12 protein-coding genes are annotated in these 13421 nt (G+C 59.1%); 10 read left to right on the forward strand and 2 right to left on the reverse strand.

What is annotated here, in order from left to right; genetic code table 11:
• The gene (gppA, locus tag ENGE1_RS22080) at positions 1 to 1488 is read right to left on the reverse strand and encodes a guanosine-5'-triphosphate,3'-diphosphate diphosphatase (RefSeq protein ID WP_048254862.1); all 1488 of its coding nucleotides are present in this window, start codon (positions 1486 to 1488) and stop codon (positions 1 to 3) included.
• A 7-nt stretch (positions 1489 to 1495) separates the two neighbouring features.
• Positions 1496 to 2767 (reverse strand): ATP-dependent RNA helicase RhlB, encoded by a 1272-nt coding sequence (gene rhlB / locus ENGE1_RS22085; protein WP_048254809.1) that lies wholly within the window; start codon positions 2765 to 2767, stop codon positions 1496 to 1498.
• A 150-nt stretch (positions 2768 to 2917) separates the two neighbouring features.
• On the opposite strand from rhlB, the gene trxA reads away from it, so the two are divergent.
• From trxA to rffA, 10 genes are all read left to right on the forward strand, one after another.
• Positions 2918 to 3247 (forward strand): thioredoxin TrxA, encoded by a 330-nt coding sequence (trxA, locus tag ENGE1_RS22090; protein ID WP_043081559.1) that lies wholly within the window; start codon positions 2918 to 2920, stop codon positions 3245 to 3247.
• A 326-nt stretch (positions 3248 to 3573) separates the two neighbouring features.
• Positions 3574 to 4833, forward strand: coding sequence for a transcription termination factor Rho (rho, locus tag ENGE1_RS22095; protein ID WP_002437993.1), 1260 nt, complete (start codon positions 3574 to 3576; stop codon positions 4831 to 4833).
• A 240-nt stretch (positions 4834 to 5073) separates the two neighbouring features.
• Positions 5074 to 6168, forward strand: a complete 1095-nt coding sequence (gene wecA, locus ENGE1_RS22100) for a UDP-N-acetylglucosamine--undecaprenyl-phosphate N-acetylglucosaminephosphotransferase (protein ID WP_048254811.1) — start codon at positions 5074 to 5076, stop codon at positions 6166 to 6168.
• Positions 6169 to 6189: 21 nt separating this feature from the next.
• Positions 6190 to 7236, forward strand: a complete 1047-nt coding sequence (gene wzzE, locus ENGE1_RS22105) for an ECA polysaccharide chain length modulation protein (RefSeq protein ID WP_048254812.1) — start codon at positions 6190 to 6192, stop codon at positions 7234 to 7236.
• 56 nt (positions 7237 to 7292) lie between these two features.
• Entirely contained in the window at positions 7293 to 8423 is a 1131-nt protein-coding gene (wecB, locus tag ENGE1_RS22110; protein WP_072065311.1) for a non-hydrolyzing UDP-N-acetylglucosamine 2-epimerase, read from the forward strand.
• Positions 8420 to 9682: a UDP-N-acetyl-D-mannosamine dehydrogenase gene (gene wecC / locus ENGE1_RS22115; protein WP_048254815.1), complete on the forward strand. Its 1263-nt coding sequence runs from the start codon at positions 8420 to 8422 to the stop codon at positions 9680 to 9682. The genes wecB and wecC overlap by 4 nt, the downstream gene beginning before the upstream one ends.
• Positions 9679 to 10746 (forward strand): dTDP-glucose 4,6-dehydratase, encoded by a 1068-nt coding sequence (gene rffG / locus ENGE1_RS22120; protein WP_048254817.1) that lies wholly within the window; start codon positions 9679 to 9681, stop codon positions 10744 to 10746. The genes wecC and rffG overlap by 4 nt, the downstream gene beginning before the upstream one ends.
• Before the next feature lie 3 nt (positions 10747 to 10749).
• Positions 10750 to 11631 carry a glucose-1-phosphate thymidylyltransferase RfbA gene (rfbA, locus tag ENGE1_RS22125; protein ID WP_048254820.1) on the forward strand — a complete coding sequence of 294 codons (882 nt, stop codon included), beginning with the start codon at positions 10750 to 10752 and terminating at the stop codon, positions 11629 to 11631.
• Positions 11609 to 12286, forward strand: a complete 678-nt coding sequence (rffC, locus tag ENGE1_RS22130) for a dTDP-4-amino-4,6-dideoxy-D-galactose acyltransferase (RefSeq protein WP_048273358.1) — start codon at positions 11609 to 11611, stop codon at positions 12284 to 12286. The genes rfbA and rffC overlap by 23 nt, the downstream gene beginning before the upstream one ends.
• Positions 12287 to 12290: 4 nt before the next feature.
• On the forward strand, positions 12291 to 13421 hold the full coding sequence (gene rffA, locus ENGE1_RS22135) for a dTDP-4-amino-4,6-dideoxygalactose transaminase (protein ID WP_043081567.1): 1131 nt from the start codon (positions 12291 to 12293) through the stop codon (positions 13419 to 13421).

The raw sequence follows: 13421 nt of genomic DNA on the forward strand, positions 1-13421 counted from the left end.
CTACTTGATAACCAGCGGCCAGTGGACGTAGCTCTGCCACTGGCTCTCCTGCAGCACCAGCTCCGCACCCAGCGGATGCGACGCCAGCCAGCCTTCCGGCAGCGTCAGGGTCAGCGCTTCGCCTTCGGCCGCGACGGCAATCGCCGGCACGATATCGTCCCGGCGGCGGGTGGCGAACAGGATTGCCAGCCGCAGCAGTCGGCAGAGCCGGTCCGCCAGCTGCGGCGGGACGGCATTCTGCTGATGCAGGGCGGGCAGATCGACGGCGTTGGTCTGATTCAGCAAAAGCGTCGCCAGCAGCTGCTTTTGCGCCGGGGTAAAGCCCGGCATCGCCAGATTCTGCACCAGATAGGCCGCGTGCTGCGGCGCGCGCTTAAAATCGACGCTGAGGCCGATTTCATGCAGTTCGCAGGCGCTCAGCAGCAGCTCGCGGCTGAGCGGGTCGAACTCCCAGCTATCCGCCAGCCGATCGGCAAACCACGACGCCAGCTGCGTAACCCGGTGCGCCTGCTCGGTGTCGACCATAAAGCGGCGCTGAATATTGCGCAGCGTGCGGCTGCGGATATCCTCATCAACGGTCAGATGCAGCATGCCGTAAATCAGACCTTCGCGCAGGGCGCCGCCCGCCAGCGTCATGTAGCTGATGTTCAGTTCATTAAAGATAGCCAGCAGGATCGCCAGGCCGCTGGGGAAAACCAGCGCCCGCTCAAGGGTCAGGCCCTCTATTTCCAGCTCTTCCAGGCGCCCGCACTGGATAGCGCGCTGGCGCAGCTGCAGCAGCTTGTCGAGGGTGATACGTTCATCCATCCCCTGCGCCATCATGATCTCCTGCAGCGCCTGCACCGTGCCCGAGGCGCCGACGCAGACCTTCCAGCCGTGGCGGCGAAGTTCGTCGGCCGCCGGGCGCAGTACATCGCGCGCGGCCTGCTCTGCGGCATCGAAGTGGGCCTGGTCAAGATTGCGGTCAGAGAAGTAGCGTTCAAGCCAGGTGACGCAGCCCATCGACAGGCTGTTCAGCGAGGTGGTCTGCGCGCCGGTCCCGGTCACCAGTTCGGTGCTGGCGCCGCCGATATCGACCACCAGGCGGCGATCGTCGCCGCCGGTGGTGTGGGCGACACCCTGATAAATCAGGCGCGCCTCCTCTTCACCGCTGATCACCTGTACGGGACAGCCGAGGATCTCTTCGGCTTTGGCGATAAAGACATCGGCATTGGTGGCGATGCGCAGCGTGGCGGTAGCGACGGCGCGCGTCTGCGCGTGGGGAATGTCCTGCAGGCGCTCGGCAAACAGGCGCAGGCACTGCCAGCCGCGCTCCATGGCCTCCTCAGAGAGGCTGTTATCGTCGTTGAGTCCGGCGGCAAGCCGGACTTTGCGCTTAATGCGCGCCACGGTCTGGATACTCCCCGCCACTTCGCGCACAACCAGCATATGGAAACTGTTGGAACCGAGATCGATAGCGGCGTACAGCGAAGAGGCGGAGCTGAGCATAGTGCGATTAACCTGAGCGACGACGGTTACGCGGCGCACCGCCACCCGAGCGGCGCGGACCATTGCCCGGACGAGGCCGCGTCAGGCGCAGCGCCTTCGGCAAATCCTTCATCAGCGCATCCGGATTGTACTTACTGACCGGAACGGAGTGGCCGATGTAGGTCTCAATGGCCGGCAGATTCAGGGCATACTCTTCACAGGCGAGACTGATAGAGTGGCCGCTGGCGCCGGCGCGACCGGTACGGCCGATGCGGTGAACGTAGTCCTCGCAGTCGTCGGGCAGATCGTAGTTAAAGACGTGGGTCACGGCCGGAATGTGCAGGCCGCGGGCCGCAACGTCGGTAGCCACCAGAATATCGAGATTGCCCTGAGTGAAATCCTCAAGGATCCGCAGGCGTTTTTTCTGCGGCACGTCGCCGGTCAGCAGGCCCACGCGGTGACCGTCGGCGGCCAGATGGCCCCAGATATCTTCGCAGCGGTGCTTGGTGTTGGCGAAAATAATGGCGCGATCCGGCCACTCTTCTTCAATCAGGGTCTGCAGCAGGCGCATCTTCTCTTCGTTGGAAGGATAGAAGAGCTCCTCCTTAATGCGGTGCCCGGTTTTCTGCTCCGGCTCCACTTCAACGTATTCGGCGTTGTTCATCTGCTCAAACGCCAGTTCACGCACGCGGTAAGAGAGCGTTGCGGAGAAGAGCATGTTCAGGCGCTGATTGGCCTGCGGCATCCGGCGGAACAGCCAGCGAATATCTTTAATGAAGCCAAGATCGTACATGCGATCGGCTTCGTCGAGCACGACAACCTGGATAGCGCCGAGGTTAATGTAGTTCTGCTTGGTGTAATCAATGAGGCGGCCGGTGGTGCCGATCAGAATATCAACGCCGCTTTCCAGCACTTTCAGCTGCTTATCATAGCCGTCGCCGCCGTAGGCGAGACCGAGCTTAAGGCCGGTGGCCTTTGCCAGCGGCTCGGCGTCGGCGTGGATCTGCACCGCCAGTTCGCGCGTCGGGGCCATGATCAGCGCCCGGGGTTGGTTCACCTGACGGCCTTCTGCCGCCGGATGAGAGAGAAGATAATGGAACGCTGACGTCAGAAACGCCATCGTTTTGCCGGTACCGGTTTGCGCCTGACCTGCGACGTCACGGCCTGCCAGGGTCAGCGGGAGCGCTAAAGCCTGAATGGGCGTGCAATTGTGAAACCCTTTACTTTCAAGGGATTCTACGACTTTTGGGTGCAGGGCGAAGTCGGAAAACTTCTGTTCTGTTAAATGTGTTTTGCTCATAGTGTGGTAGAATATCAGCTTACTATTGCATTAAGAAAGCGTATCCGGTGAAATAACGTCAACCTAAGTTGGCTAAAGCAAGATCAATATGGCTTTGTTTGCCGATTAATGCTACACCAACGCATCAGGCTTATTCCTGCGGAGTTATATATGAGCGATAAAATTATTCACCTGACTGACGACAGTTTTGACACGGACGTACTCAAGGCTGACGGGCTGATCCTCGTCGATTTCTGGGCAGAGTGGTGTGGTCCGTGCAAAATGATCGCCCCGATTCTGGATGAAGTCGCTACCGAGTATCAAGGCAAGCTGACCATCGCGAAACTGAATATCGATCAGAACCCGGGCACTGCGCCGAAATACGGCATTCGCGGTATCCCGACGCTGCTGCTGTTTAAGAACGGCGAAGTGGTAGCGACCAAAGTTGGCGCCCTGTCTAAAGGCCAGCTGAAAGAGTTCCTGGACGCTAACCTCGCCTGATTAGCGCCGATGGCAACGTCCGGTGCTCTTAAAATGAATGGACCGCTGGACGCTTGCCTGAAGTCGTGCTAAGTTAACATTGACTTCGTTTTAAACATACCTTATGTAGTTTGAATCTGATTTAGCCAACGCTTCCCGTACCTTTTTATTACCTACGCGTGAAGCCGAAAGATTCCAGGCTTACTACTTTTCCGTCTCGTCGTTCCAGTTCTGCGCTCTTACCTTGACCAGGCCGCGTACAGACATGAGTGGGAAGCCGTAAACAGGCATGGATGTTCCTGCCATACCATTCACAATTACGTTCGAGATTTACCCCTCACATCACTATGAATCTTACCGAATTAAAGAATACGCCGGTTTCTGAGCTGATTACTCTCGGCGAAAATATGGGGCTTGAGAACCTCGCCCGCATGCGCAAGCAGGACATCATTTTTGCCATCCTGAAGCAGCATGCGAAGAGTGGCGAAGATATCTTTGGCGACGGTGTGCTGGAGATTCTGCAGGATGGATTTGGTTTCCTCCGCTCCGCAGACAGCTCCTACCTCGCCGGTCCCGACGACATCTACGTATCTCCCAGCCAAATCCGCCGCTTCAACCTCCGTACTGGTGACACCATTTCAGGTAAGATTCGTCCGCCGAAAGAGGGCGAGCGTTATTTTGCACTGTTGAAAGTTAACGAAGTTAACTACGACAAGCCTGAAAATGCGCGCAACAAGATCCTGTTCGAGAACCTGACGCCGCTGCACGCCAACTCTCGCCTGCGCATGGAGCGCGGTAACGGCTCTACCGAAGACTTAACCGCACGTGTACTGGATCTGGCTTCGCCGATCGGTCGCGGCCAGCGTGGTCTGATTGTGGCGCCGCCGAAAGCGGGTAAAACCATGCTGCTGCAGAACATTGCGCAGAGCATCGCCTACAATCACCCGGACTGTGTGCTGATGGTGCTGCTTATCGACGAACGTCCGGAAGAAGTGACCGAGATGCAGCGTCTGGTTAAAGGTGAAGTTGTCGCTTCTACCTTTGATGAACCAGCCTCACGCCACGTTCAGGTGGCCGAAATGGTGATTGAGAAGGCCAAGCGCCTGGTTGAGCACAAGAAAGACGTGATCATCCTCCTCGACTCTATTACCCGCCTGGCGCGCGCCTACAACACCGTGGTACCTGCCTCTGGTAAAGTGCTGACCGGTGGTGTGGACGCTAACGCCCTGCACCGTCCGAAGCGCTTCTTCGGTGCGGCCCGTAACGTGGAGGAGGGCGGCAGCCTGACCATCATCGCGACCGCGCTGATCGACACCGGTTCGAAGATGGACGAAGTTATCTACGAAGAGTTTAAAGGCACCGGTAACATGGAGCTGCACCTCTCCCGTAAGATTGCTGAAAAACGCGTCTTCCCGGCTATCGACTACAACCGCTCCGGTACCCGTAAAGAAGAGCTGCTTACCACTCAGGAAGAGCTGCAGAAGATGTGGATCCTGCGTAAAATCATCCATCCGATGGGTGAAATCGACGCGATGGAGTTCCTCATCAATAAGCTGGCGATGACCAAAACTAACGACGACTTCTTCGACATGATGAAGCGTTCGTAAGCATCCGCCTCTCTGAACGCCACGCGCTGCGTGGCGTTTTTGTTTTTGTTTAAGGTCAAAACAGGCGCTGCAAATGTATGTCCAGAATGCTTAGCGTCGTTATCCTTCGCAGAAGGACTTTAATTGATAAGTATCTGTTCAAAATACAGGCAACTTCCCGAAATCTCAGTTTTCTTCCTCTTCTGAATACTGACTATCGTGAGTATACTTTCGCTAACAATTTTCCAGAGAGTACCTACTGTGAATTTACTGACCGCCGGTACTGATTTAATCAGTATTTTTCTATTCACAACCCTGTTTCTCTTTATCGCGCGTAAGGTAGCAAAACGCATTGGGCTGGTGGATAAGCCTAATTACCGCAAGCGCCATCAAGGACTGATCCCACTTGTGGGAGGTATCTCAGTTTATGCGGGGCTGTGCTTTTCATTTGCGATAGCCAGATACTATATTCCCCACGCTAGCCTTTACCTCTCGTGTGCAGGAGTCCTAGTCCTGGTCGGGGCTCTCGACGACAGGTTTGATATTAGCGTGAAGTTTCGCGCTACCGTTCAGGCGCTCATCGGCGTAGTGATGATGGTGTTTGGCGGGCTTTATCTGAGTAGCCTGGGCTATATTTTTGGCTCCTGGGAACTTGTTCTCGGCCCATTCGGCTATTTTCTGACGCTGTTTGCAGTATGGGCTGCGATTAACGCTTTTAACATGGTTGACGGCATCGACGGCCTGCTCGGTGGACTCTCGTGTGTTTCATTCGCGGCTATCGGCATTATTTTGCTCTTTGACGGTCAGACCAGCCTGGCGATGTGGTGTTTTGCGATGATCGCTGCCATTATCCCATACATTATGCTTAACCTCGGCTTTCTGGGGCGGCGCTATAAAGTTTTTATGGGCGATGCGGGTAGTACCTTGATAGGCTTCACTGTCATCTGGATCCTGATGGAGACTACTCAGGGTAAGACACACCCTATTAGCCCGGTTACTGCCCTGTGGCTGATTGCTATTCCGCTAATGGACATGGTTGCCATCATGTACCGTCGCCTGCGCAAAGGAATGAGCCCCTTCTCTCCTGACCGCCAGCATATCCACCATCTGATCATGCGCGCCGGTTTTACTTCCCGACAAGCCTTTATGCTCATCACTCTGTCTGCGGCCCTGTTGGCAGGTATCGGCGTTCTGGGTGAATACACACATATTCTTCCTGAATGGGGAATGCTGGTGTTATTTGGTATGGCCTTTTTCCTGTACGGTTACTGCATTAAACGTGCCTGGAAAGTGGCGCGCTTTATCAAGCGCGTGAAGAGACGCATGCGCCGCAATAGCGATCGGTCGCCCACATAACTCAAACACTATGGACGCAAGATGACTCAACAAATGCCGGGAGCCACATCCGTGAATGCTGAGAATGAGCTGGATATTCGCGGGCTGTTTTGCACGCTGTGGTCGGGGAAGCGATGGATACTGTGCATCGCGCTGCTTTTTGCCCTGATAGCGCTTGTTTACACCTTCTTTGCGCGCCAGGAGTGGAGCGCAACGGCGATCACCGATCGCCCGACCGTCAATATGCTGGGCGGCTTCTACTCCCAGCAGCAGTTTCTGCGCAATCTCGACATTCGCGCCAATCTGGCAACGCCGGACCAGCCTTCGGTGATGGACGAGTCCTACAAAGAGTTCATCATGCAGCTCGCCTCGTGGGATACGCGCCGCGAGTTCTGGGCGCAAACGGACTACTACAAGCAGCGCCAGTCGGGCAACGCCCGCAACGATGCCGCGCTGCTGGACGAGCTGATTAACGATATTCAGTTTATGCCGGGCGATGCGGCAAAAAACCTCAATGACAGCGTCCGGCTGGTGGCCGAAACGGCGCCGGATGCTAACAACCTGCTGCGCCAGTACGTGGCGTTTGCCAGCGAGCGCGCCGCGCGTCACCTTAACGATGAGCTGAAGGGCGCGTGGGCCGCGCGCACTATACAGATGAAGGCGCAGGTTAAGCGCCAGGATGAAGTCGCCCACGCTATCTTCGACAGGCGCATCCACAGCATCCAGCAGGCGCTGAAGGTGGCGCAGCAGAATAACATCTCCCGCAGTGAGACAGACGTACCGGCAGAAGAGCTGCCGGACTCTGAGCTGTTCCTGCTGGGGCGGCCAATGCTGCAGGCCCGCCTCGAAAATCTGCAGGCCGTCGGGCCGGAGTTCGATCTGGACTACGACCAGAACCGCGCCATGCTCACCACGCTCAACGTGGGCCCGACGCTTGATCCGCGTTTTCAGACCTACCGCTACCTGCGCACGCCGGAAGAGCCGGTAAAACGCGACAGCCCTCGCCGCTTGTTCCTGATGATCATGTGGGGGATCGTGGGCGGCCTGATAGGCGCGGGCGTTGCGCTGGTGCGCCGTCGTGCGTCGTAAAAAGGCTGCTGTGATGAGGGCATACGGCCCTCATCCTCTATTTTAAGAGAAAAGACGTGAAAGTACTGACTGTATTCGGCACAAGACCAGAGGCGATAAAAATGGCCCCGCTGGTTCATGCTCTGGCAAAGGACCCTCATTTCGAGGCAAAAGTATGCGTAACCGCACAGCACCGCGAGATGCTCGATCAGGTGCTGCGGCTGTTTTCCATTGTGCCGGATTACGATCTTAACATCATGAAGCCCGGCCAGGGGCTGACCGAGATCACCTGTCGGATACTGGAAGGGCTAAAGCCCGTCCTTGAGTCTTTCAAACCGGACGTTGTGCTGGTGCACGGCGATACCACCACGACGCTTGCCGCAAGCCTTGCCGCCTTTTATCAGCGCATCCCTATCGGCCACGTTGAGGCCGGGCTGAGGACGGGCGATCTGCTCTCGCCGTGGCCGGAGGAGGCGAACCGCACCCTGACCGGCCATCTGGCAAACTATCACTTCGCCCCGACCGAGAACTCGCGGCAAAACCTGCTGACCGAGCATCTGTCCGATAGCCGCATTGTGGTCACCGGCAACACCGTGATCGACGCCCTGCTGTGGGTGCGCGACAGCGTCCTGAGCGAGGCGTCGCTGCAAAGCGAGATGGCCGCGCGCTACCCTTTCCTCGCCGGTGATAAAAAGACGATTCTGGTCACCGGTCACCGTCGGGAGAGCTTTGGCGCAGGCTTCGAACAGATCTGCCACGCGCTGGCCGACATTGCCGCCGCGAACGCCGATGTGCAGATCGTCTATCCGGTGCATATGAATCCGCAGGTCAGAGAGCCGGTTAACCGCATTCTCGGCCACATCGATAACGTCAGGCTTATTGAGCCGCAGGACTATCTGCCCTTCGTCTGGCTGATGGACCAGTCCTGGATGATTCTGACCGACTCCGGCGGTATTCAGGAAGAGGCGCCCTCCCTCGGCAAACCGGTGCTGGTGATGCGCGATACCACCGAGCGGCCGGAGGCCGTGGAGGCCGGGACCGTGAAGCTGGTGGGCACCGATCGCCGGCGGATCATTGATGAGGTGACCCGCCTGCTGCATGACGATGAGGCGTACCATGCGATGAGCCGCGCGCACAATCCCTATGGCGATGGCCAGGCCTGCGCCCGAATTCTGGCGGCCCTAAAACAGGATCAGTTACCACGATGAGCTTCTCAACTATCTCCGTTATTGGCCTCGGCTACATTGGCCTGCCGACGGTCGCCGCCTTCGCCTCGCGTCAGAAGCAGGTCGTGGGCGTTGATATTAATCAGGATACCGTCGATACCATTAACCGGGGTGAGATCCATATCGTTGAGCCGGATCTGGATAAGGTAGTGAAAGCCGCCGTGTCCGGCGGCTATCTGCGGGCCACGACCGTGCCGGTCGAGGCCGATGCCTATCTCATCGCCGTGCCGACGCCGTTTAAGGGCGAACACGAGCCGGATATGGCCTACGTGGAGTCGGCGGCGCGCTCTATTGCCCCGGTGCTCAGGAAGGGAGCGCTAGTGATCCTCGAATCTACCTCGCCGGTCGGCAGCACCGAGCAGATGGCGCAGTGGCTGGCGGAGATGCGTCCGGATCTGACTTTTCCGCAGCAGGTTGGCGAACAGGCAGACATCAACATCGCCTACTGCCCGGAGCGGGTACTGCCGGGACAGGTGATGGTGGAGCTGATTAAAAACGATCGCGTTATCGGCGGCATGACTCCGGTGTGCTCCGCCCGCGCCAGCGAGCTGTATAAGATTTTCCTCGAAGGCGAGTGCGTGGAAACCAATGCCCGCACCGCCGAAATGTGCAAGCTGACCGAGAACAGCTTCCGCGACGTCAATATTGCTTTTGCCAACGAGCTGTCGCTGATTTGCGCCGATCAGGGGATTAACGTCTGGGAGCTGATCCGCCTCGCCAATCGCCACCCGCGCGTGAACATCCTCAAGCCCGGTCCCGGCGTCGGCGGCCACTGCATCGCGGTCGACCCGTGGTTTATCGTGGCGCAGAATCCGGATCAGGCCCGCCTGATCCGCACCGCCCGCGAGGTTAACGACCACAAGCCACACTGGGTTATCAATCAGGTAAAGGCCGCCGTGGCCGACTGTCTGACCGCCAGCGGCAAGCGCGCCGCTGAAATCAGCATCGCCTGCTTTGGCTTGGCCTTTAAGCCTGATATCGACGATCTGCGCGAAAGCCCGTCGATGGAAATAGCCGAACTGATCGCCGACTGGCACAGCGGCGAAACGCAGGTGGTAGAGCCCAATATCCGGCGTCTGCCGAAAAAGCTCGAGGGTAAATGCGTCCTTGCCGGTCTCGATGCGGCGCTGAGCAGCGCCGACGTGCTGGTGATGCTGGTCGATCACAAGGCGTTTAAAGCGATAGACGGCGCGGCAATTACCCAGGCGTTTGTGGTGGACACTAAAGGAGTCTGGCGGTGAGTAAAATTCTGATCACCGGCGGCGCCGGCTTTATCGGCTCGGCGGTCGTGCGCCACATCATCAACAACACGCCCGATAGCGTGGTGGTGGTCGATAAGCTGACCTATGCCGGTAATCTGGCCTCGCTGGCGCCCGTCGCCGACAGCGAACGCTATGCCTTTGAAAAAGTGGATATCTGCGATCGCCCTGCGCTGGATGCGGTATTCCTCCGCCATCAGCCGGACATCGTGATGCACCTGGCGGCGGAGAGCCACGTGGACCGCTCTATTGACGGCCCGGCGGCCTTCATTGAGACCAATATCGTTGGCACCTACACGCTGCTGGAGGCCGCCCGCGGCTGGTGGAGCGGCTTAGGCACTGAGCAAAAAGCGGCCTTTCGCTTTCACCACATCTCCACCGATGAAGTCTACGGCGACCTGCACGGCAGCGATGATTTCTTTACCGAAACCACGCCCTATGCGCCAAGCAGCCCCTACTCAGCCTCCAAGGCGTCCAGCGATCATCTGGTCAGGGCATGGCTGCGCACCTACGGGCTGCCCACCCTGGTCACCAACTGCTCGAACAACTACGGCCCGTACCACTTCCCGGAAAAGCTGATCCCGCTGACGATCCTCAATGCTCTGGCCGGCAAGCCGCTGCCGGTCTACGGTAACGGTGAACAGATCCGCGACTGGCTCTACGTTGAAGACCACGCCCGCGCCCTTTATCGCGTGGCGACGGCCGGCAAGCCGGGCGAGACTTACAACATCGGTGGCCACAACGAGCGCAGGAATATTGACGTTGTGCGCACGGTCTGCGCGCTGCTGGAAGAGCTGGCGCCGCAAAAGCCGGCGGGCGTCGGACATTATGAAGCGCTTATTACCTTCGTTACCGACCGCCCCGGCCACGATGTTCGCTACGCGATAGACGCCGCGAAGATAGCCCGCGAACTTGGCTGGCTGCCGGAGGAGACGTTTGAGAGCGGCATGCGTAAAACCGTAGCCTGGTATCTGGCGAATGAATCCTGGTGGCGGCAGGTGCTTGACGGCAGCTACCGGGGCGAACGTCTGGGCCTGAAGAGGTAAACGATGAAAGGCATTATTCTGGCCGGCGGGTCGGGAACGCGGCTCCATCCGATTACGCGCGGCGTTTCCAAACAGCTGCTGCCGATCTACGACAAGCCGATGATCTACCACCCGCTGTCGGTGCTGATGCTGGCCGGTATTCGCGAGATCCTGATCATCACCACGCCGGAAGACAAGCCCTCTTTTCAGCGCCTGCTGGGCGACGGCAGCGAGTTTGGCATTACGCTTCACTACGCCGAACAGCCCAGTCCGGACGGCCTTGCGCAGGCGTTCATCATTGGCGAAACATTTCTGAACGGTGATTCCGCCTGCCTGGTGCTGGGCGACAATATCTTTTTTGGCCAGGCCTTTAGCCCGAAGCTGCGCAGCGTAGCCGCCCGGACCGAAGGCGCTACCGTGTTTGGCTATCAGGTGATGGATCCGGAGCGCTTCGGCGTGGTGGAGTTTGATGACGACTTCCGCGCCCTCTCTCTGGAAGAGAAGCCGAAGCAGCCGAAATCGAACTGGGCGGTGACCGGACTCTATTTTTATGACGGTAAGGTTGTCGACTACGCGAAGCGCGTCAGGCCATCGGAGCGCGGCGAGCTGGAGATCACCTCCATTAACCAGATGTATCTCGATGACGGCCATCTGACGGTTGAACTGCTCGGCCGCGGCTTTGCCTGGCTGGATACCGGCACCCACGACAGCCTGATTGAGGCCAGCTCCTTCGTCCAGACCGTTGAGAAACGGCAGGGCTTTAAGATAGCCTGCCTCGAAGAGATTGCCTGGCGCAACGGCTGGCTGGATGATGACGGCCTGAAGCGCGCCGCCGCCCGGCTGGCGAAAACCGGCTACGGCCACTATCTTCTGGAGCTTCTCCGTGCCCGTCCGCGCCAGTATTGAACCCCTGCAGTGGGAGAGCGATTTCTTCGGCATCGCCAGCGCCATCGTGCGTCCGGACGCCGGCGCGCCGGCACTGACTCCTGAAGCCCTGGCGCCCTGGGCGCGGGTGCAGGCGAAAATTCCGGCGCAGCAAAATGAGCCGCTGGATGCGCTCCAGCAGCTCGGCTTCCGGCTGGTTGAGGGCGAAGTGGACCTCAGTCTGCGGGTCGCGGAGCATGCGCCCGATCCGCAGGCCGCCGTCGCCGCTGAGGCCGATATCCCCGCGCTGCGGGCGCTGGCGGCCCGGGCCTTCTCGCAGAGCCGCTTCCGCGCGCCCTGGTACCGCCCTGACGACAGCGGCCGCTTCTACGCCCAGTGGATTGAAAACGCGGTGCGCGGCACCTTTGACCACCAGTGTCTGGTGTTTCGCAGCGCCGGCGGTGAGATCCGCGCCTTTGTCTCCCTGCGCCAGCTTAGCGACAGCGAAGCGCGCATCGGCCTGCTGGCCGGGTGGGGCGCCGGTGAAATCCTGATGCAGGCGGCGGCGCACTGGGCGCGGCAGCGCGGCCTGGCGACGCTTAGGGTGGCGACCCAGGCGGGAAACACCGCCGCCCTTAATCGTTACATTCAAAGCGGGGCGACAGTCGTCGGCACCGCCTACTGGCTATACAGGTGAACAGATGATCCCTTTTAACGCCCCGCCGGTCGTCGGCACGGAACTGGACTATATGCAGGCCGCCATGAGCAGCGGCAAGCTGTGCGGCGACGGCGGCTTTACCCGTCGCTGCCAGCAGTGGATGGAGCAGCGCTTCGGCAGCGCCAAGGTCCTGCTGACGCCTTCCTGCACCGCGTCGCTGGAGATGGCGGCGCTGCTGCTGGATATTCAGCCCGGCGATGAAGTAATTATGCCGAGCTATACCTTCGTCTCCACCGCCAACGCCTTCGTGCTGCGCGGGGCGAAAATCGTCTTTGTTGACATCCGCGCCGATACCATGAATATCGACGAAACGCTGATTGAAGCGGCGATCACCGACAAAACGAAGGCCATCGTGCCGGTGCACTACGCGGGCGTGGCCTGCGAGATGGACGTCATCATGGCCATTGCCGGCAAATACAATCTGTTTGTGGTTGAAGACGCCGCGCAGGGCGTGATGTCCACCTATAAAGGGAAAGCGCTGGGGACCATCGGCCACATCGGCTGCTTCAGTTTCCACGAAACTAAAAACTACACCGCCGGCGGCGAGGGCGGGGCGACGCTGATTAACGATCGCGCCCTTATCGAGCGGGCGGAAATTATCCGTGAAAAGGGCACTAACCGCAGCCAGTTCTTCCGCGGCCAGGTGGACAAGTACACCTGGCGCGATATCGGCTCCAGCTACCTGATGGCCGATCTGCAGGCCGCCTATCTGTGGGCGCAGCTGGAGGCGGCGGACCGCATTAACCTGCAGCGCCTCAGCCTGTGGCAGACCTACTGCGATGCGCTGAAGCCGCTGGCGGACGCCGGGCGCATTGCGCTGCCGACGATCCCAGCGGACTGCCGCCACAACGCCCACATGTTTTACATCAAGCTGCGCGACGAAGCGGACCGCAGCCGGCTGATCGCCTGGCTGAAAGAGGCCGAGATCCTCGCCGTCTTCCACTACATTCCGCTGCATACCTCACCCGCAGGCGGCGCCTTTGGCCGTTTCCACGGCGATGACCGCTTTACTACCGCTGAAAGCGAGCGCCTGCTGCGCCTGCCGCTGTTCTACAACCTTTCGCCGGTTAACCAGCGCACGGTGATTAACTCGCTGCTGAGCTACTTCGCCTGA

Origin of the sequence: Pluralibacter gergoviae ATCC 33028 = NBRC 105706 (assembly GCF_001598855.1) — a bacterium.
In the GTDB taxonomy this organism is placed as follows: Bacteria; Pseudomonadota; Gammaproteobacteria; order Enterobacterales; family Enterobacteriaceae; genus Pluralibacter; species Pluralibacter gergoviae.